The organism is Mycobacterium sp. 852013-51886_SCH5428379, assembly GCF_001665575.1.
Taxonomy (GTDB): Bacteria; Actinomycetota; Actinomycetes; order Mycobacteriales; family Mycobacteriaceae; genus Mycobacterium.
Genome location: NZ_LZSU01000043.1, coordinates 22,807 through 42,053 on the forward strand (window position 1 = coordinate 22,807; position 19,247 = coordinate 42,053).

Sequence of the window (19,247 nt, forward strand, 5' to 3'; positions counted from 1 at the left end):
CCGATGGGTGATCACAGCCACAAATCGGTCCTTCTTGTGTCTTGGGTCACACCGGAGTGGGTACCCGCCATGGGCGGCCCGGCTCACGACGGACGCCGGGCCGAGGACCACCAAGGAGTACGACCAATGATGTCTGACACCGGCGCTCTACCTGAGCGGCGCACCGCCGTCATCACCGGCGCCGGCGGTCCCGCGGGCATCGGCCGAGTCACCGCACGTGTTCTGGCCGAGAACGGCTGGCACGTCGCCCTCGCCGACGTCAACGTCGAGGGGCTCGCCGCTGTGGAGTCCGAGTTGCGCGACGCCGGCCACAACGGCGTGGTGGCGGTGCCCACGAACGTCGCGTCAGAGCATTCGGTGAACGAGCTCTTCGCACGGGTCGACGCGGATCTGCCGTCGGTCGCAGGCTTGGTGAATCTCGCGGGTATCGCCTCTCCGACCCCGTTACACGAATGCGGGCTCGACGAATTCGAGCGAGTCATGGCGGTGAACGTCACCGGCTCGTATCTGATGCTCAAGGCCGCGGCCGCGCGGATGATCCCCCAGGGCGCCGGACGGATCGTCAACGTCTCGTCCATCACGGCGTTCGACGGAGGCGGGACCTTCTCCAAGGGGGTCTACGCGACCGCGAAGGCCGCTGTGATCGGCATGGCCCACGGGGGCGCCCGCGAGCTCGGCCCTTACGGGATCACAGTCAACGTGCTGGCACCCGGGCCGATCGACACCGAGATCATGGGTGGCCGGCTGACCGATGAACGGAAAGCCTCGATGTCGTCGGGGATACCGCTGGGCCGCGTCGGCCAGCCCGAGGAAATCGCGGCCACCGTGGCCTTCCTGCTCTCCGCGGGAGCCGGATACATCAACGGAGCGACCATTCAGATCGACGGCGGCAAGTACATGCACTGACGTCACACGACACGAGGAGACGGAGATGTCGGACACCACCGCGACGGCCGCTCAGCGCCGCCACGAACTGAGCGAGCGGGCGACGAAGAAGGTATTTCGCCGACTGCTCCCGTTCCTGCTGTTGATGTACATCATCGCGTTTCTGGACAGAAGCAACGTCTCCTTCGCTCAGGAGGAGTTCGAAGTCGACTTCGGCATCAGCGCTAGCGCCTACGCGTTCGGCGCCGGCCTGTTCTTCGTCGGCTACGCCATCTTCGAGGTACCCAGTAACCTGCTGCTGCACAAGGTCGGGGCACGATGGTGGCTGGCCCGAATCATGGTGAGCTGGGGGATCATTGCGACGGCGTTCATGTTCGTCCAGGGTCCGATCAGTTTCTACATCCTGCGTTTCCTGCTGGGGGTGGCGGAGGCCGGGTTCTTTCCGGGCGTGATCCTTTACCTCACCTACTGGTTTCCGGCCCGGCACCTCAGCCGCGCGCGTGGATACTTCTACGCCGGCATCGCGATGGCCGGTATCCTCGGCAACCCGCTGTCGGGTGGCCTCCTGGAACTTGACGGCCTTTTCCAGCTTCGCGGCATCCAGTGGATGTTCATGGTCGAGGGCCTGATTGCCGTCGTCGTCGGTGTCTGGGCCTACTTCTACCTCACCGACAAGCCGAAGGACGCGAAGTGGCTGCCCGACGATGAGCGCCAGGCGCTGGCCGAGACGATTGCGGCCGAAGACCTGGCGAAGGCGGAGGGGCACGCGCCCCAGAAAGTGTTGCGGGCGCTGGCGAATTGGCGGGTGTGGTATTTCGCGCTGATCTACTTCTGCATCCAGGTCGCAGTCTACGGTGTCACGTTCTTCCTGCCGACACAGGTGACGGCCATCACCGGTCAGAAGCTGGGTTTCATGGCCTCGTTGGTGACAGCCATTCCGTGGGTGTTCGCGTTGATCGCGGTTGCGTTCATCCCAGGTATTGCGGACCGCACGCGCAAGCACCGGCCGATTGGAACGGTGTGCCTGCTCGTCACTTCCGTCGGCATAGTGATGTCGGGAATGTTCAGCGACACACCGGTGGTCGCGATCGCAGGACTGTCCATTGCCGCAATGGGTTTCGTGGCCATGCAGCCGATCTTCTGGACACTGCCGACCGAATACCTGACCGGTTATGCCGCGGCAGCTGGCATCGGTCTGATCAATTCGCTGGGCAATCTCGGCGGCTTCCTGGCGCCCAACATGCGCGACTTCTTCAACGAGTCCATCGGCGGCAATGCCGGTCTGTATTCGTTGGCGGTGGGAGCGTTGCTCGGGGCGTTCCTGTTCGTGGCGACCGCGTTGTTCAAGAAGGCGAACCAGATCGAGGCGGGCCGTCTGGATGAGGTGGACGCCGCCCCGGTTTCGATTCGCTGATCGATTGCGTGGCAACCGCTTCGGTACTACGGTGCATGCACGAGTCGTTGCCGTTGTTGCCCGAGGCCGTCGATGCCGACCTCCATGGTGTCGCCGGGGGCCAAGTAGGGGAACCGGCCCGACAGCGCCACGCCCTCGGGTGTCCCGGTGTTGATGATGTCGCCGGGGTCCAGCACCAGGTACTGAGAGAGGTCCCAGACGAGATGGGCGACCGAGAAGATCATGTCCGCGGTCGACGAGTCCTGCCGCGGTTCACCGTTGACTTTCGACCACAGCCGAAGTCCCTGTGGATCGGGAACGTCGTCGGCCGGCACCAGGAAGGGCCCCAGGGGATTGAAGGTTTCACAGCACTTGCCCTTCGACCACTGGCCGCCTGACTTCTCCATCTGGTATGCGCGCTCTGATACGTCGTTGCTCACGGCGTATCCCGCGATGCAGTCGAAAGCCTCGTCGGGCGACGCCAGGTAGCGGGCGGTTTTGCCGATCACGACAGCCAGTTCTATCTCCCAGTCGACGGTCGTCGCTCCCGGCGGGATGCGGACGTCGTCATAGGGCCCGACAACGGTGTTGGGGTGCTTGAAGAACAACACCGGTGCTGCTGGTGGGGCGCTGCCGGACTCGGCAGCGTGGGCTGCGTAGTTCTGGCCGATACACAGCACCGCCCGCGGGTTCGCCAACGGTGGGCCGAAGCGCATGTCGGCCGCACCCGCCAGTGGGCTGAGCCGTCCCGCGGCGAGCGCCGCTCTCACGGTCTTCACACCGTCGGCAGCGAGAAACGCTCCGTCGATGTCTCGGGTGATGAGGGAGAGGTCGTAGCTGATGTCGCCGTCGATCGCGACCGGAATCTCGTTGCCGGCGTTGCCGAGCCGTGCAAGACGCATGGGGGACTCACTCCTTGCCGGGTCAGTGGTCGTACGGACGGGCGAGTTCGACGTCGGGGTTCAGGCGGACGCCGAATCCGGGTCGGTCGGGAACCTTCACGCGCCCGTCGACCGGGACCGGCTCGTCGAGCAGCATGGGGGAGAACATGGGCACGACTTCCTCGGCGGTGGGGTGCATCATGAGGAATTCGGCGAACGGGCTGTTCGTGCGGGTCAGGACGAAATGGTAGGAGTAGACCGACGATCCGTGCGGGATCACCATCGCGCCGTGGGCGTCGGCCAGCGCCGAGATCTTCAACAGTTCGGTGATGCCGCCGCACCAGCCCACGTCGGGCTGGATGATGTCCGCACAACGCATCTCCAGTAGGTGGCGGAACCCCCACCGGGTGGCTTCGTGTTCGCCGGTGGTGACGAGCACCGTGGGTGGCGCTGCTTGACGCAGCCGTTGGTAACCCCAGTAGTCGTCGGGCAGGAGCGCTTCTTCGATCCACCGCAGACCGTATTCGGCGGCGCCGTGCGACAGGCGGATGGCGTACTCGACGTCGAGCGACATCCAGCAGTCGAGCATCAGCCAGAAGTCCGGGCCGACGCGTTCGCGCATGTCGCGAAGTTCGTCGAGGTTGCGCCGCAGGCCCTCTTCTCCTTCGGCGGGGCCGTGGTGCAGCGGCATCTTCCCGCCGATGAAACCCAGTTGCTGCGCGACGTCCGGTCGCGCGCCGGTGGCGTAGAAGGTGAGTTCGTCGCGGACCGGCCCGCCGAGAAGCGCGTACACCGGTTCCTGACGGAGCTTCCCCAGCAGGTCATACAGCGCGAGATCCACCCCGCTGATGGCGTTGAGCACCACCCCGCGCCGTCCGTAGAAGAGGGTGGAGCGGTACATCTGATCCCAGATACGTTCTGTGTCAGTGACGTTCGCACCTTCGAGGAACCGGGCCAGGTGCTTCTCGACGATGAAGGCACCGATCTCCCCACCGGTGGTGATGGCGAAACCGACCGTGCCGTCGTCGGCCTCGATCTCGACCACCAAGGTGCCGAGGACGTTGATGCCGAACGATTGGCGGGACTGCCGGTAGGCGGGATAGACGGACATCGGGGTGGCGATGTGATCGTCGATCCAGTGTCCGCTGCTCTGGTCGTGGTAGTCGGCCCCGCCGCCGTGCGCGACGAAGGCGCGGACGTGGCGAATCCTGCTGCGGCCGTCCATGTCAGGTGCCCGACGCCGGTTGCAGGCGGACCAGGACCTTGCCGGCTGTGCCGTCGCCCCGGGCGAGATCGGCGAACGCCTGCGGGCCGTCCTCGAGAGGCACCTGACGCGAGATCAGTTCTTCGAGTTCCGGTGGGGCGCCGGACACCCAGTGGGCCGCGTCGCGGAAATCCTGTGCCGAATAGGTGAAGCTACCGACCAGGGATCGCTCGTCGGTGCTGACTCTATACGCGGGCAGGACGAATTGCGGTGCGCCCATGCCGACGAGGCAGACCATGGCGCCGAGTTGCACCGACTCCAGGGCGGCCGCGACGGTCGGTTCGATACCGACGGCGTCGATCGCCACGGTAGCGGGGCCACCGAGAAGTCGTCGTACTTGTTCGGGCACCGGTCCGGTCTTCGGATCGATGGTCCGGGCGTGTAGACGTTCGCACAACGCCCGGCGGCCGGCGTCGGGTTCGCTCACCACGATGTCGCGGGCGCCCGCCATGCGGGCCGCCAGGATCGCCGATTGTCCGATCGGTCCGCCGCCGAGGACGAGGACTGTCGAGGTGTGGTCGACGCCGACGCGGCGAACGGCATGAACGCCGACGGCGAGCGGTTCGATCAAGGCGCCGTATTCGACCGGCATGTCGGGACGGAGACGCACGACGTTGCGCGCCGGGACCGTGACGTACTGTGCGAACGCGGCCACGACGTCGGGCGCCACGCCGATGACGTACTTGTCCGGGCAGTGCTGCTCCCGCCCGGAGAACTCCGCCACGTGCTCAGCGGGCACGACGACCGGGTTGAAGGTCACCACATCGCCGACGGTGAACTCTTGGGACGCAGCTTCAGTCCCCATTTCCGCGACGATGCCGACCGTCTCGTGGCCCATGATCTGGCCGGGGATACGGCGACCGTTCTCTCCGGTGTAACCGTGGATGTCCGAGCCGCAGATTCCGGTGGCGACGATCTCGATCAGGACCTCGTCGCCTGCCGGCGACGGCGTGCGGCGCTCCTGGACGGTCATGCGGCCGAAGTCTTCGAGGACCAGAGCTTTCATGTCAGGGACAGGGGGCCGCACCGCCATGTGATACGGGTTACCCGCACCGTTCGGTGCTAAGCGTCACACCGGAGGGGTACGCGGTTGGGATCTCGGTGCGGGTCTGCGGTAGCATTTCGACCGCTGCCGGGCGATCCTCGGCAGCGCGCGGGCTGTGGCGCAGCTTGGTAGCGCACTTGACTGGGGGTCAAGTGGTCGCAGGTTCAAATCCTGTCAGCCCGACGCAGGTCAGAGGCACTTTCCGGAGATTCGGAAAGTGCCTTTTCTGCTCCGTACCCATACCCAGTACCCAAATCAGGTCGAACGGGCGTTCACAATCCGAGCGCGGCACCCAGACCGTCGATGGCCGACCGGGCACTGTTGTCGGAGGTGTGGCCGTACAGGTCGCCCGTGATGCTGATGGAGGAGTGCCCAAGGAGGTCGCACACCGCCTTGATGTGGACGCCGGACTCCAGCCATGCCGTCGCCGCGGAGTGCCTCATCGTGTGGGAGGTCGCCTTGCCGACGCCGGCCTTCTTGGCTGCGATCTCAACCGTTCGCGTGATGTTTCGCGGGTCGACCATCGTGCCGAACTCGGTGCAGAACACCATGCCGGTATCGGTCCACTGATCACCGGCCGCGAGGCGCTCCTTAAGCTGCTGCTTGCGCCACGCTCGTAACTCCGTCACCAGGCCGGCATGCAAGGGCACCCGACGACGGGACCTCTCCGATTTCGGTGGCGTCAGGATCAGTCGCCCCTCCAGCCGGGACAGGTTGTGCCGAACCCGGAACTCACCCTTGTCGAGGTCGACGTCCGACCAAGCGAGTGCGCACACTTCACCTCGCCGCAGTCCGGTCGCGGCCATCAGCAGGATTGCAAGGTGGTAGCGCAACCCTTGCGCGGCTTCCAACAGAAGAACGACATCGCCCGCCGCGAGGTAACGGGCTTCGGTCTTGGGTGCCTTCGGACGTTTCACTTTGGCCGCCGGGTTTTCGCCGAGAAGCCCATCCCTGACCGCCACCTCAAGACCAGACCGAAGGACGGTGTAGCACTGCCTGACTGAGGAGGGAGCCAACTTCTGGCGGAGCTCAACGATCATCGCCTCGACGTCTGACGGCCTCAGGCGGTCCAGTCGCTTGACGCCGATCTTGCCGCCCTCCAGATGCTTGCGCGACAGGGTGCCGTAGGTCGACTTCGTGGACGGGGCGAGGTTGCCCGCCGCCAGTGAGTTCTCGCGCCACCGTGCCAGCCAGGAGGCAACCGTGTCGGGAGCGTCCTTCGCCGGTTTGCCTTCCTCGACGCGCTGCCGGACCTTCTTCAACTCCCGCCGGCATTCGGCTGCGGAAGCCGCGTACACGGACACTGACTTCAGCTCGTCGGTAGTCGTCTCGCGGTACGATAGGCGCCCCTCCCAGCGACCGTTAGGACGTTGCCGGACACTGCCTTCGCCGTTGGCCCGCTTAGCCATGCAGATAGCCCTCTTCCCTCGCTTTGGCGATGTAGCGGAGCGCGGTTCGCTCATGTACCTGAAACGCAGCCGCTACGGCAGCGGTGCGCCGACCTTCCGGCGCACCACGGTGAATCTCGGCAACTCGCTTGATTCGCTCGTCGGTTACCGTGCGGCGGGATGCAGCTCGGTTGGCTGCCTTGCGTGCCTCGGCCGGCGACATCTCATACTCCTCGCCATCGGGCGTGAAGGCGGCGATCCCGATGGCGCTGTAGACGGTCTCACGGATGTCGTCGAGGCGAATGGCGTGCAGATCTCTGGTCAGCAACCCGGCAGCTTCGGCGCGCAACGTCACACTTGTGCACTCAGGAACGCCGCGTTGGATCTCCCACGCTACCTCCAGCCCGTCCCGGCGGTACAGAGCCTTCCTGCACGCGACTCCATCACCCATAGGAACCAGGTCTTTGAAGTCCGCGATCACGACGACTGCGCCATCGCGCAGCGGTATCTCGTAGTTCTTCGTCGAGACGGTCTTCCACCCGTCGTCCTCGGGAGGTGACAATGGAAAATCCTCTCTGTCATGCGTCATCTGTCATATTCACATGACAGACTAGCAGACGCATCCGCCGATGCGCGGCGGAGCATCCTTGAACGGAGAAATACGAAAGATGATTGATGGCCGACTGTTGCTGCCTTATGAAGAGGCCAGAGGGGTCCTCGGCGGTATCGGCAAGACGAAACTGTACGAGCTGGTCGCTAGTTCGGAAATCGAACAAGTCAAGATCGGGGCGCGCGGCTTCATCACTGCCAGGTCGCTGTCGGCTTACGTAGCTCGACTGTGCGAACTGCCGGCGGTGGACGGCGTGATGGGTAGTGCCGTCGCATGAGCGGCACTGGAGAATGGGAGTGCGTCCTGGACTCCACGGGGCTGAACGACGTTCCCCGTCAGGATCGGCGGGAGCCCGTGAAGTCTTTCCTGCAAGCTCTCGACGGAGAGTCGCGGCTGCAACGCCCGATCAGGGCCACGACCGCGTCCTCCACGCGATATGGGACAAAGGCGCTGAGGGAGGAATGCGACGCCGTCGCCAACACCGCAGAGGGCAGCCGCAACGACCGCCTGAACCGGGCCGCTTTCACAATGGGCCAGCTCGTCGGTGGTGGCGAACTGGCGGAGCATGAGGTCGTGGAACAATTGAGCGACGCCGGACGTCGGGCGGGCCTCGACGACCGAGAGATCCACGCAACCATCAGATCCGGCACGCAGACGGGCATGAAGGTTCCGCGCCACGGCACAGGACAGCCAGCGAAGCCGACCGCGGGGCTCGCCTCCCGACTACTCAGCCGGGGTTGCCTGCGCAACCTTCCGAAGCCCATGCCGCTGATCGACAACGTGCTGGATCAAGGGACGACGGCGGTGCTCTACGGAAAGTGGGGCACAGGGAAGAGTTTCGTCGCACTCGACTGGGCCGCCAGCGTCTCTACCGGCCGGCGCTGGCAGGGCCGTTCGACTGCTCAGCGGCGCGTGCTGTACGTCGCCGCCGAAGGTGCCCAAGGGCTGCAGAAGCGGTTGGACGCCTGGGAGGTCGGGCGGGAGCGTGCCATCGACGACCAACAGCTGAGCGTGCTGCCGGTGGCGGTCAATCTGTTGAACGGCGGCGAGGTCATCGAACTGTGCGACATCATCCGCGACGGCGGCTTTGGCTTCATCGTGTTGGATACGTTGGCCCGTTGTATGGTAGGGGCCGACGAGAACTCAGCAAAGGACACTGGCATCGCGGTCAGCGCGATGGCGCAACTGGTTCAGGCCACACCGAACGCGCGCGGCGTCGTCCTCGGTATTCACCACACAGGCAAGGACGGCAAGACGTTGCGCGGGTCGTCGGCGATCGAAGGTGCTGCCGACACGGTGTACTCGATCAAGGCCGGCGGCGTCGGGTTCGAACTGATCCGCGAGAAGCGTAAAGATGGACCGCAGTACGATCATCATGGCCTCAAGCTCGATCCGGTTGCGGAATCGTGTGTGGTGTCGAACTATTCGGCGGGTGGGGGTATGGGCGACCGTGCGATGAAGCTCGCCCTCACCATGCTTCACCACTTACCCCCAGCCGGTGCGACATACTCCAAGCTCCGAAAAGCAGCAGTCGACAACGGTCAGACCCCGTCGACATTCGAACGCGCACTGACTGACCTGCGGGAGTCCGAGCACGTCGCAAAGGACGGAGCGCTTTACGCGCTCACCGACGCTGGAAGAGCGTGGGCGTCAACCCTCACCTACCCCCAGACTCCACTTCTCTGAGCCGAGCCACCCCCACACCCCCCGTTCTTTAGAACGGGGGGCTGGGGGACGGTGGGTCAAAAAGTCGTTGATCAACTGCCGTCGAGCCAGTGGGTCGCCGGATTCAGAGAGTCGGAGGACTCAGAGGCTCACCCCGTTGAGCGTTTGGCCTGTGAACACACAATGGTGCGGCCGTGGGGTCCGCATCTGCGGCCCGTATTCGCCTGTGCGTCGATCACCGGAAGCCCCCCTGCGGTTCGCGGCCACGGTCGTGAGCTGCGGGTCTTACGGATCGAATCCTTCTGGCCAGCCATCGTTCGTGACACTGCGAACGGCTCCGATCCTTACGAGTATCCCCGCGTTGGCGGCGTTGACTGCGTTGGAATCTTGCCATCGCGATAGTCATAGATCGTCTGTAGCTGGTCGGGGCACATGAAGTGCGCCGCAGCATAAGTGATGATCACTGTCTCTTTAGCCACGTAGCCAGCACTGACTGCCGGCGATCCCGCGTATTGCGGGCTAATCTGTTGCCGCAGGTTGGAACAGATGCGCTTGCCGACGTCGATAATCTCGGAGATGTCCTCGTAGTAGATGCCCTGTTCATCGAGACCGTTGACGAAGTCCCATTGGTCAGCCTCGGCCGGCGCAGCGAAAACGACAGCCGCGGTGATAGCGGCGAAGGCTGTGCTCATCTTCTTGAACACCATCTCTCCTCCGAATTGCTCTGGTGGTGCGCGCCCCGTAAGTGTGTCAGCTGGCACTGTACGAGGATGGCGTTACTGCCTTCCTGGATCGGGGCCGGCGGTACGAACCCCTTTCGTGTGTTACTCCGATCCTTCGGGAGAAAAGATCGGGATACAGGATGTCGCCGTACTTCGCCGGTCGAACTTTCGACCCGCCCCCTGGGTAGGGCTGCACGCCCGCCGTAGACACCGACTCGCTTGTTCTACCCAGACAGGTGGGCGGTCGTGAAATCGGACTCTGTCGGAGCGCGTCTTAGCTCCCACCACAGTCGGACATCAACAACATGGGAACGTCATGGAAGCATCGGTGCGTGTTGTCTGAACGAGGGGTTGTGTCGCGGACATCGGTAGACGGTCCTTCGGACCCCCGCTTGAGGCCAGCCTAGGGGCATGCCGCACTGCTCAGACGTCGAGGTCGTGAGTTGTTGATGAGATGGTTTCGACTTGTCCGCGCGTTGAAAGCGTCACTGATCCACCCTCGCAGAGTCGCTTTCGAACCAGGGTACGAATACCATCTGGCGTAGCCGACGTCAGTAGCATTCCCATCTCGCTCGATGTTGTCCTCAACACGGGCCTGCAATTTCCCGCCGCCCGGAAGTTGAACAGCAAGCAGGCCATTCACCCTGCTAAGCTTGCTGCTGCGAAGTGAGGAATATACTTCCCAGTCGACGTATCGACGCGCCCACGTGCAATTTCCAACGAGGACAATGGTTACGGTCGAATCGGCTAAGTACTTCGACCGTATCCGATCCATAATGTAATCCGAATCTTCGCTGTCGATGAAGTCATCTTCATCGGTCACACCGATTGTCTTAGCTATGAATTCCGTGCCAAAATCGCTTATGAACTGGGTGACTTGATCAACGTCCGCGGCGTGATAGGAAATGAAGCACTTGTGCCGCGTTATGTCAACCTTCGACGCTGCAACCCGGTCGGCATACGCTTGCAGTTGTCGCTGTTGATAGTGCCCCACTGGCCCCCCTTGATCTCGTTACACTTCGATCGTATCGCGCAAGAGCCAGGGAGAGGTCCTGATCGCACCGTGACCACAGTTCGCGCCGTTCCAGATTCGGTCATGCCGCACTTGTTCCAAGCAGCCGACAAGGCTTCGTTGCAGGCGCAGCACTCCTACATCAAAGGGACTCGCAACCGCCTGCTGATGCTCAGTGGTGCCGCCGTAATGGGGGTTCTCTCGTGGAGGGTGGGCGGTGGGCACGTTGATTTGTTTGGCATCGTCGGAGTGGTCGCCTTCCTTATTGCCACCCTGACAGAACTCGACAGTTGGAGGTCCAGGCCCGACAAAGCCTGGTACGACGGTAGGGCTGTGGCCGAGTCCGCTAAGACGCTGGCGTGGAAGTTTGCCGTCGGCGCATTGCCGTTCCCCATCGAGATGGAGCTTACGGAAGCACGACGAGCTTTGATAAGCCGATTCCAATCGATCCGAGACGAGTTCGAAGGCTTAGAACTAGAGGCACTACCGGCCGCGGCTGTATCAGATTGGATGCTTCAACAACGGGGGTCCAACCTGGAAGATCGCCGGCGAACCTATCTGGTTGCGAGGATCAAGGATCAGCAAGAGTGGTACTCGGCAAAAGCGGCGTTGAACAAGAGGCGATCCAAGCGGTGGCGATTCGCTCTCGTCGCCTTCGAGATAGCGGGAGCGGTGACTTCATTGTTGGCCGCCTTGATCGAGAACATGTTAGCACTTTCGCCAGCGCTAGCAGCGGTGGTTGCGGCGATGGTCGCTTGGACAGGTGCTAAACAATACGACTTCAACGCACGGGCCTACTCGGCTGCAATCAGTGACCTAGTGCACGCCGAGGAGAAGCTTAAACTCGCAGAAGACGAAGCATCCTGGGCGAAAGAAGTGGACGACGCAGAGGAAGCAATCAGTCGCGAGCATGTCGTTTGGTGGGCCACCCGTTCCCGGATCTGACGATCGCGCACCAGCGTTATGCTCGCAGGAAGATTGTCGGTCGCGTGGGGTGACCGCTAAGCAAATCTTGTACCGGCTCCTTAAACGGCGAGTTCGACTTTTGCTTACGCTCCCAGGATCTTACGCTCCCAGGAATAGCCCCTCATTAGTAGCTACTGCCTACTGTTCCACTGGTGATGCCAGCGCCAAGGCAGTCCGCATTTGCTCCACAACCAGCCTGAACTCCCGCTCCTGTGCCATCGCGATTTGAACCGGCACACGCTGGCGTGCCCGGATCAGCACACCGCGTCCGGCAATGTACGGCACTGAGATCGGCATGCATACGAATTCGATCGCTTCGGCTTCGTTGTACATCTTCAGCGCGAGTCGAATATGCGCTGGGAACGAACTAAGGGTTTCTGGCCGATGTGCGCCGACAAGCACCTGTATTCCCAGTGCCCGCCCATCGGCGGCCGCTCGCAGGATTGCGTCGGCGACGTCGCGCGCGTCTTCGTAAAGGTAGCTCCACTCCTCCACGATAAGTAAGATATAGGGGGGCGGGCGCCCAATGTCGGTCGTGGGTGGCTGTGTCCACACTTCTTCTAAGTCTCGGCAATTGCGCTCGATGACGAGTCTTCGGCGCTCAGCCATCTCGCGCTTAATATAGCCAATAACGTCGCTGAAATTTTCCTTCTCTATCGAGTAGCTCATTTCTATATGAGGAAGATCATGCAGCAGGTGATACGGAAAGTCATCACCCTTCCCCGATATTGGCACCATCGATACACACAGAGGTGAATTTTTGGCGGCAATCCCCAGCACAACTGTGAAGATGGCTTCGGTTTTTCCGCTCCCCGATACACCGGCTACCGCAAGGTTTGGTCCGTCGGCCCCTAGATTGATGTTGACGGATTGGCCGGAAAGGTCAACACCGATTGGCGATTCCAGTACTGGCGCGCGTTGATCCCATAGGGAGGGCGACCATCCTTCGTCCGTGAGACCGAGCAGCGGGAGCAGTGAAACTTGTTCTGGGAACGAGGAGTCTGCCGGATCGAGCACGATATTGGACCGCCGAGGCGGCAGTACTGGAACGTTGCCGAGCGGCCCAGGAACCGCTTTAGGTTGATCAGTTAATCGGCGGAGAAGATCTTCGACACTGCTCATGTCGAGCACCGGCATTGTGAAGTAAGTCCACAATCCAGGAAATACAAAGTCTGGCAGATCGCTAGCGTCACCACCGGGTAGAACGACCCCTATTATTCGTTGACCAGCAGTTCCCAACTCCCGATACATCGATTCTCGTAGGATCGTGCCCTCCCACTGCGCGCCACGGCCAACGCCTGGTTCAGCATTTCCTTCGGTCCGAGCCTTGCACGACGGCGACGCAATGCACAGCACAATATCTGCGGCGGCAGTTTCGCGGTGCATCCATCTTGACCAATCAAACACCGTGTGCTCGTCGAATTGATCAAGACGAGAATCTATGCCGCATCGACGCAGCAATTGCGCGAACTCCAGGACGAGGTCCCGGTGCTCCTGGTTCTCGTGGGCGTAGCTTATGAACACACGCAGTCGGTCGTCCCTCGCAGCTTCTCCGCTCCCTGTCACCCGAGTATTGTCACGCGGTGGATTCGCTACGTTGCAGGTTCAAGGAAACAGAACAAATAAAGTTGGTCGCCTTCGAGATCGTCCCCGCCGCAATCATCGGACTGAGCAAGCGTCACCAAAGTCGACCGATAGCAGTGCTCCGGCTGCATCACGTGTCTCATAACTAAAGAATTGAGAAGGGAGCGGCCAGAGGTGCGGACGGCGAACGAGCCGCAGGTGGCGATGTCTCAAAAGTTGACTCAAAACTTCAGTCGCATATTGCCGACTTGTGAGACTTTTGAGACAATTTTGCATGGCATCCGACACCGCCCTTGCCGCGACTGAACTCAGCTTGGTTACGCGCGCGTCAGTACGGCGCATCAGTCACTCGACCAGCAACATGACGCACTGATCGCTGCCGGGGTAGACGAGTCGCGCGTATACGCCGACAGATTGTCTGGTACTTCTACACGCGAACAGCGTCCCGGCTTAGCAGCATTGCTTGCCTACGCCCGCGAAGGCGACGCTATCGTCGTCGTGGGCATTGACCGACTGGGCCGAAATGCGGCTGAGGTGATGACCACCATTAGGGAACTCGGGGAGCGTGGCATCGTGCTGCGGTCGCTGCGTGAAGGCATTGATACCGTCAACGCGACGGGGCGAATGGTGGCGGGTGTACTTGCGAGCCTCGCCGAGCTGGAGCTGGAGCTGGGCCGCGAGCGGCGAGCGGCTTCGCGGGAGGCACGTCGGGCGCGGGGACAGTCGGTAGGTCGCCCAAAGGTTTTGAATGAGTCGAAAGCCGCCCTGGCCCGGCGGATGCACAGTTCTGGTGAGGCTGCCAGCACTATCGCAGGAACCTTAGGTGTCAGTAGAGCAACGGTCTACCGGGTGCTGGCTCAGACCGACGATTGAGTTTAGTGACAGCTTCGAGCGCACTTTCAGAATGGCTCAGACATTTCCAATCCGAACGCGAAGCGCGAAGCTACGATGCCGCGTGTGGGAGGTGATGACGACCGGACCGTCGCAGACCAGCCGCCGACGGAGATAGCCGGCGTTGCAGCGGCAGGCACAGAAGCGGTGCACGCATGGGCGCTCGACGGCTGTGTCGATGATTCGCGGATGCCGCGGCTGACACCCCGCCGGGTTACCGCAGTAGCGGTTGCATCTAGCGCGGTCGTGATAGCGGTGGCAGCGGGCGTTGCAGTTCTATATCTGCGTGGCGATGAAAGCAGTGCACCGACAGCGGCTTCGGCGCCGCCTCCGCCAGCTGTTGTTCCCCCTCCGCCGTCAAAGCCCCAGCCCTCGCGTTTGGACGGCACGTACCGCTTATTCCACGACTACAAGAACGCAACCCAGCGCAATGGCCCGGGAAATCAGGGCGTCCCGTTCCGGTGGAACTGGGATGACGCGCCCATCGACACGTGGTACGCATTCTCATCGACCTGCACTGAGACAACCTGCATCGCGACAGGCGCCGGCCTTCAAAGTGAGCACGGCCCAGCCTTTTCACCGGATATGAAGCGAGACATGGCACTTGTGCTTCGGAACGGCGAGTGGACCGACATCGAACCAATGCGATGGCGTGGGGAGTGCAGCATTATCGACAGTGGAGCAATCGCCGGCGAGATTTGGTATGTGCAGACGATGCGGGTGGCCCCCCGCCCGGATGGCACTTTCGTGGGTGACTTGACCACGGTGGTCGAGGGGACGGGGTGCGAAAGCGAAGGGGACACTTCGGTAGTCCCGGTCGTCTTGTCGCGCATAGGGGACAATGCATCGGTCTCTTAATGGCCCGCGTTGCGCCTGTGCGATCTGGGCGGTGCGAACATCCGGCAGAAGCTTCTGCCCTCCGTAAGTCCTCAAGCTTGACTTTAGCTACGCCGCAGGGAGCCCTGAGGAAGCCCAGTTGTCGGTAGCTACGTGTATTAGTGGATTGGAGCACGGCGCCCAATTTTCCGGTCCGCGTGCGACGTCACTACGAAGCAGGAGACCGTTGATGGGATTCGACGCCCACATCTTAAAAGTGCTGATCGCCTCGCCCGGCGATACCGCCCGGGAACGCGACGCAATCGAAAAGGCGCTGCATGGCTGGAACAACGCACGAGCTGAGCGCGAGCAGATCCATCTGGCGCCGTGGCGATGGGAACTGCATGCCGTTCCCGAGCTTGGTGGATCAGCACAGACAATCATAGACCGGCAAGCTGTTGATGAGTGTGACGTCGTGATCGCGGTGTTCAACGCACATCTAGGGACCGCAACCGATGACGCGGCATCAGGCACCGCGCACGAAATTATCCGCGCACATCGCGCAGGCAAACCAGTGCACGTGTACTTCTCCTCTGAGCCGCTGCCTCGCGACATCCGACCGGAGGAGTTGCAGCGTCTGAATGAATTCAAAGCCCAGTTGCGAACAGAAGGGTTGCTGGGTGACTACTCGGGTGTCGAAGATCTGCAGTTCAAGGTCCGCGACGCAATTGAGCACAACCTGAAGAGGATGGACCTAGGCAAGGTCGTCATCCGTAGTACGAGGGCGGATCAAGCACGCAAGGTGATGAATTACCGCACATCGGTAAGCATCCTTGGCCAGGGCGTCTGGCGGGTGAAGACTCACAATCACAGCGCCGGCCCGGTCAGCCACCTGAACGTCCGGGTGTCCGCGGTCGATGGGAATGGCAACGTGATTGCCAATAGCATCCAGCGCACCAAAGAGGTGCTCTCGAACCAAGAGGTGTTCGCACGGCTGCTCGGGGATGCGTTCTCGGGCAGCCTTCGGCCAATCATCGGCCCCGGCTTCGCATCGATGGCGAGCAGGAGCCTCACTCCTACCGTCCAGCCGCAGTTTCAGGACGTCTTCGTGGCTCACGCCGCCGATGGATTTCCGTCTGGTCTAGCACCCGACGAATCGGCGGTCGCCCTGTACGTACTTCCTCCCGGTGCTGAGCCGGTGGTAGTGATTGAGTTCAGGGACGAGGCGGGAACGTCGTGGTCCCGCACTAACGATGGGGAGCCAGAACGTCTGGACCGGGCGTGAGCCGCGGTCCGGTCAAGGGTCACTAACCGCTGCCGAGGCTTTCGCGATACCAACGCAGCAATGCACCCTGCACCAATCGCTCGAAAAACCAGAGATACATAGGTATGGCGTCGGACGGCCATTGGGTCGAGCCTGCGAAGTGGGCTACTCCGAAAGGACGCTCGTACCAACCCGCACCTTGGTCAGAGGCCATCGGCTCTTGGTTCATCACGGGTGGAAATGGCTCACCAGAATGGAGGCGGTTTGAGCGGTACCGATAGACAAGCGTCAGTCGTCGCCGGAGATCAGTCCACGAAATTTGGAAGTGTTCCTCGCATCGCTCAACTGGGGGACCGGGATCGAACTCCTCCATGAAGTCGAGAAATCTCTGTGTGCTCCCAATCAACTTCTTCAGCTGTCGGGCGACAAACTTGACTTGCTCCTCGTCATTCAGCTTGCCGACGATTTTCGGGTACAACTCCTTGAGGCCGGCTACGGCGTCCACTTTTTGGCCGCGCCAGTGGGTTGCTGCGACTTCAACAGCGGACACTAGTTGCAGCCAGGCCAGCTCAGGGTCACTGTCCGCCACCCAGACGGCCATCTGATATTGGTGGGCGCAGCGGGTTAGTGCGACGGATTCAGACGCGTTGAGAGTGGGAAGTCTGCCGAGCAACTCAGGCACGTCGCCAAGAAAAGCTCTTGGGCGACTAACTCGCGGAAGAATTCGACGCTGAGACAGCGCCAACTCCGGCCGCACCCGACTGTATGCCACAGGAGTTCCGGCGGGGTCATCCGAATCGACTGGGAACTGTCGGGTAACACCGGCTGATCGAATTCTGATTGAGAGAAACAACGAAAGTAGCGCCGAAACCTCCTCATCGAGGGTTAACCCCAACCAAGAATCGGTAGCAGGCTTCTCCGGAATTTCTACGGTGTGCGACTGTTCCGGCAGGTGCAACGAATATCTCAACGCCAGCGACTCGGCCAGTGACGTGGCCCCGTGGCTGATCAGATTAAACAGTGTATAAGGCCCGATCGTTTCGATTAGCCCTCCGTTGAAGGACACATCAGAGAGAAGGTTCGCTTCTTCTGCCCGCATATAAGCGCCGACCGGCGGGTCCGTGCTCGCTTCGAACCCTTTCCAGTTCTCCCAGCACAGTGCGCCTATCGGTGCGTCCTGTGCAGAGTCACTTGCATTGGTCATTGAGAGAAGCGTAGCGCGCCTCGTCCGGGCGTTGACTAAGCGCGAGCCAGCCACACGGACCAACGGCCGGATAAGTTCGCCGGGCGCACGCTGCCGCCGGTGGCGGACTTATAGCGTCTGGGCGATTTGCGAGTACATCCGGCGTCCAGGTGGCCCCGCGGCATTCGGGCCGAATAGACAACCTTCCACTGTCAGAGCCGGACAGCGAGGGTGGCCCAGGGCACGACCATGGTCCACTTCGAGGGTCCGGTATCGGCGACTACGGTGCTGTGGGTGCCCACGTCAGCGGGGCGGCGGGAGCAGGGATGGGCGCACGCGGATGGGCGTACCCAAACCCGTACCCAAATGAGCTCGAAATTCCGCGGTGAACCGCCTGTGTCCGCCTGCTTCCGTGGATCGCTGTATACGTTGTGCTGCAACGAATATGAGGTGCTCTGCGGACGCGTGCGAACGTGCTTGCGATGACTGGGGGTCAAGTGGTCGCAGGTTCAAATCCTGTCAGCCCGACGTTGTGAAACCCGCTCCGACCAGCGCCGGAGCGGGTTTTTCTTATTCACGGTGTGTCGCGATCTGGCCCAGTGCAGACCTGTGCGGGTCCCGATCAGAAGTTGTACTGAGAGATAGTGTTGGCGTCGGCTTCCAGCGCGGCGTTTCCGACAAAGACGTTGTCGTAGCCGTCGAGTTTGGTGAGTGACTCGTAACCGGGGACATTCAGATTGGTGCCCGTCTCGATCTTCTCGCCCTGCAGAAGCATCAGCGCGATCTGCAGCTGTGCTTCCGCCGCCATCGCCGGATCCCAGAAGAAGATTCTGTCGATCGAGCCATCGGTGAAGTACGGCGATGCGATCGACGGCACCGCCGTTCCCATCACGCATATCCGGTCCTGCAGGCCCGCGTCTCGTACAGCACGGGCGATGCCCGGGACATCGGTACTGGCCGCCCCCTGGAAGCCCTTGATGTTCGGGTACTTCGCCAGCAGCTCGTTGGCCTTCGCGTAGGCGGTGGGCTCGTCGTTGGCGGTTTCGATCGGGCCCTCCACCCGGGTCATGCCCTGGAACTGGGCCAGCTGCATGTCATGTGCGGCGTCCACCCATTGCATGTGCGTCGTCATGGTCTCGCTACCGATGAACTGCACGTACTCGCCCTGTCCGCCCATGCACTGAGCCAGGCTCTGCATGGTCTGTCTGCCGAAGGCGGCGTTGTCGAAGGCCTCGATGTCGATGTCGGCGTTCCGAATTCCGGTGGCTTCGTGTGAGACGACGGTGATGCCTTGGGCGCGAGCCTGGCCAAGAACGTCCTCCAGCTCCGCTACCGAGTTGGGCACGACGGTGATGGCGGTCGGGTGGCGCGGGATCAGGTCCGCGATGAGCTGAACCTGCTTCTGCGGGTCGGTGTCGTCTGCACCCTCTTGGGTCGCGTGGACGCTTGTGCGATTCGCGAAGCTCTCGACGCCCACAGCCATCCGGTTGAACCAGGGCAGACCGTCGACCTTGACGACGTTGACCATCGTCATGTCCTGGGGATCCGGGGCCGCGTTGGAGACGGCGGTCGACGCGGCAAACAGCGTCATGGTCACGCCTACCGCGCCGAAGAGGGCAACTCGACTGTGTCGCATTCACTACTCCATTCGTGGGAACCCGTGGGGTGACCATCAGAC

The 19,247-nt window shown here is 62.0% G+C and carries 17 protein-coding genes and 1 tRNA gene; 8 read left to right on the plus strand and 10 right to left on the minus strand.

Translation table 11 applies throughout. The features are described 5' to 3' along the window. Positions 1 to 129 precede the first annotated feature (129 nt). Positions 130 to 906: an SDR family NAD(P)-dependent oxidoreductase gene (locus tag A5757_RS18955; RefSeq protein WP_066837234.1), complete on the plus strand. Its 777-nt coding sequence runs from the start codon at positions 130 to 132 to the stop codon at positions 904 to 906. Positions 907 to 931: 25 nt separating this feature from the next. Next, on the plus strand, positions 932 to 2,299 hold the full coding sequence (locus A5757_RS18960; protein WP_066837094.1) for an MFS transporter: 1,368 nt from the start codon (positions 932 to 934) through the stop codon (positions 2,297 to 2,299). Between the two features lie 26 nt (positions 2,300 to 2,325). Here A5757_RS18960 and A5757_RS18965 read toward each other — a convergent pair whose 3' ends face one another. From A5757_RS18965 to A5757_RS18975, 3 genes are read right to left on the minus strand one after another with little or no spacing between them, the layout of a single operon-like run. Further along, complete coding sequence (locus A5757_RS18965) at positions 2,326 to 3,180, minus strand: fumarylacetoacetate hydrolase family protein (RefSeq protein ID WP_066837097.1); 855 nt, start codon at positions 3,178 to 3,180, stop codon at positions 2,326 to 2,328. Between the two features lie 22 nt (positions 3,181 to 3,202). Beyond that, positions 3,203 to 4,384, minus strand: coding sequence for an L-rhamnonate dehydratase (gene rhmD / locus A5757_RS18970; protein ID WP_066837099.1), 1,182 nt, complete (start codon positions 4,382 to 4,384; stop codon positions 3,203 to 3,205). Between the two features lies 1 nt (position 4,385). Next, positions 4,386 to 5,429: a zinc-binding dehydrogenase gene (locus A5757_RS18975; RefSeq protein WP_066837102.1), complete on the minus strand. Its 1,044-nt coding sequence runs from the start codon at positions 5,427 to 5,429 to the stop codon at positions 4,386 to 4,388. A 148-nt stretch (positions 5,430 to 5,577) separates the two neighbouring features. Between A5757_RS18975 and A5757_RS18980 the strand changes: the two genes are divergently transcribed. Beyond that, a tRNA-Pro gene (locus A5757_RS18980) sits at positions 5,578 to 5,651 on the plus strand. An 89-nt stretch (positions 5,652 to 5,740) separates the two neighbouring features. Here the strand turns inward: A5757_RS18980 and A5757_RS18985 are convergent. Together A5757_RS18985 and A5757_RS18990 are read right to left on the minus strand one after the other, a co-directional pair. Next, positions 5,741 to 6,766, minus strand: a complete 1,026-nt coding sequence (locus tag A5757_RS18985) for a site-specific integrase (RefSeq protein WP_231984056.1) — start codon at positions 6,764 to 6,766, stop codon at positions 5,741 to 5,743. Between the two features lie 103 nt (positions 6,767 to 6,869). Then, entirely contained in the window at positions 6,870 to 7,445 is a 576-nt protein-coding gene (locus tag A5757_RS18990; RefSeq protein WP_066837105.1) for a hypothetical protein, read from the minus strand. Between the two features lie 79 nt (positions 7,446 to 7,524). Between A5757_RS18990 and A5757_RS18995 the strand changes: the two genes are divergently transcribed. Both A5757_RS18995 and A5757_RS19000 read left to right on the plus strand, forming a co-directional pair. Then, complete coding sequence (locus tag A5757_RS18995) at positions 7,525 to 7,743, plus strand: hypothetical protein (protein WP_066837112.1); 219 nt, start codon at positions 7,525 to 7,527, stop codon at positions 7,741 to 7,743. A gap of 77 nt (positions 7,744 to 7,820) precedes the next feature. Then, positions 7,821 to 9,152, plus strand: coding sequence for an AAA family ATPase (locus tag A5757_RS19000; RefSeq protein ID WP_197497386.1), 1,332 nt, complete (start codon positions 7,821 to 7,823; stop codon positions 9,150 to 9,152). A 323-nt stretch (positions 9,153 to 9,475) separates the two neighbouring features. On the opposite strand, the gene A5757_RS19005 is transcribed toward A5757_RS19000, so the two are convergent. Together A5757_RS19005 and A5757_RS22990 are read right to left on the minus strand one after the other, a co-directional pair. Next, positions 9,476 to 9,835, minus strand: a complete 360-nt coding sequence (locus tag A5757_RS19005) for a DUF732 domain-containing protein (RefSeq protein ID WP_197497387.1) — start codon at positions 9,833 to 9,835, stop codon at positions 9,476 to 9,478. Between the two features lie 421 nt (positions 9,836 to 10,256). Next, positions 10,257 to 10,847, minus strand: a complete 591-nt coding sequence (locus A5757_RS22990; protein ID WP_231984057.1) for a TIR domain-containing protein — start codon at positions 10,845 to 10,847, stop codon at positions 10,257 to 10,259. 69 nt (positions 10,848 to 10,916) lie between these two features. On the opposite strand from A5757_RS22990, the gene A5757_RS19010 reads away from it, so the two are divergent. Next, a complete protein-coding gene (locus A5757_RS19010; protein ID WP_156618548.1) occupies positions 10,917 to 11,810 on the plus strand; it encodes a DUF4231 domain-containing protein in 894 nt (297 codons plus the stop codon). Positions 11,811 to 11,969: 159 nt separating this feature from the next. Here the strand turns inward: A5757_RS19010 and A5757_RS22995 are convergent, their stop codons facing one another. Next, the gene (locus A5757_RS22995; protein WP_197497388.1) at positions 11,970 to 13,355 is read right to left on the minus strand and encodes an FtsK/SpoIIIE domain-containing protein; all 1,386 of its coding nucleotides are present in this window, start codon (positions 13,353 to 13,355) and stop codon (positions 11,970 to 11,972) included. Between the two features lie 429 nt (positions 13,356 to 13,784). Between A5757_RS22995 and A5757_RS23000 the strand changes: the two genes are divergently transcribed. Next, the gene (locus A5757_RS23000; RefSeq protein WP_231984059.1) at positions 13,785 to 14,288 is read left to right on the plus strand and encodes a recombinase family protein; all 504 of its coding nucleotides are present in this window, start codon (positions 13,785 to 13,787) and stop codon (positions 14,286 to 14,288) included. A gap of 1,084 nt (positions 14,289 to 15,372) precedes the next feature. Next, positions 15,373 to 16,407 (plus strand): hypothetical protein, encoded by a 1,035-nt coding sequence (locus A5757_RS19025; RefSeq protein ID WP_156618550.1) that lies wholly within the window; start codon positions 15,373 to 15,375, stop codon positions 16,405 to 16,407. A gap of 22 nt (positions 16,408 to 16,429) precedes the next feature. Here the strand turns inward: A5757_RS19025 and A5757_RS23330 are convergent, their stop codons facing one another. Both A5757_RS23330 and A5757_RS19035 read right to left on the minus strand, forming a co-directional pair. Continuing rightward, the gene (locus A5757_RS23330) at positions 16,430 to 17,590 is read right to left on the minus strand and encodes a hypothetical protein (RefSeq protein WP_156618552.1); all 1,161 of its coding nucleotides are present in this window, start codon (positions 17,588 to 17,590) and stop codon (positions 16,430 to 16,432) included. A gap of 601 nt (positions 17,591 to 18,191) precedes the next feature. Then, positions 18,192 to 19,160 carry a substrate-binding domain-containing protein gene (locus A5757_RS19035; RefSeq protein ID WP_231984060.1) on the minus strand — a complete coding sequence of 323 codons (969 nt, stop codon included), beginning with the start codon at positions 19,158 to 19,160 and terminating at the stop codon, positions 18,192 to 18,194. Between the last annotated feature and the right edge of the window lie 87 nt (positions 19,161 to 19,247).

What these genes read in the sequence shown, in the direction of transcription:
- A5757_RS18955 (WP_066837234.1), top strand. Translation starts at nt 130, where the DNA reads ATGTCTGACACCGGCGCTCTACCTGAGCGGCGCACCGCCGTCATCACC.
- A5757_RS18960 (WP_066837094.1), top strand. Translation starts at nt 932, where the DNA reads ATGTCGGACACCACCGCGACGGCCGCTCAGCGCCGCCACGAACTGAGC.
- A5757_RS18965 (WP_066837097.1), bottom strand. Translation starts at nt 3,180, where the DNA reads ATGCGTCTTGCACGGCTCGGCAACGCCGGCAACGAGATTCCGGTCGCG.
- rhmD (WP_066837099.1), bottom strand. Translation starts at nt 4,384, where the DNA reads ATGGACGGCCGCAGCAGGATTCGCCACGTCCGCGCCTTCGTCGCGCAC.
- A5757_RS18975 (WP_066837102.1), bottom strand. Translation starts at nt 5,429, where the DNA reads ATGAAAGCTCTGGTCCTCGAAGACTTCGGCCGCATGACCGTCCAGGAG.
- A5757_RS18990 (WP_066837105.1), bottom strand. Translation starts at nt 7,445, where the DNA reads ATGACGCATGACAGAGAGGATTTTCCATTGTCACCTCCCGAGGACGAC.
- A5757_RS18995 (WP_066837112.1), top strand. Translation starts at nt 7,525, where the DNA reads ATGATTGATGGCCGACTGTTGCTGCCTTATGAAGAGGCCAGAGGGGTC.
- A5757_RS19025 (WP_156618550.1), top strand. Translation starts at nt 15,373, where the DNA reads ATGGGATTCGACGCCCACATCTTAAAAGTGCTGATCGCCTCGCCCGGC.
- A5757_RS23330 (WP_156618552.1), bottom strand. Translation starts at nt 17,590, where the DNA reads ATGACCAATGCAAGTGACTCTGCACAGGACGCACCGATAGGCGCACTG.
- A5757_RS19035 (WP_231984060.1), bottom strand. Translation starts at nt 19,160, where the DNA reads ATGACGCTGTTTGCCGCGTCGACCGCCGTCTCCAACGCGGCCCCGGAT.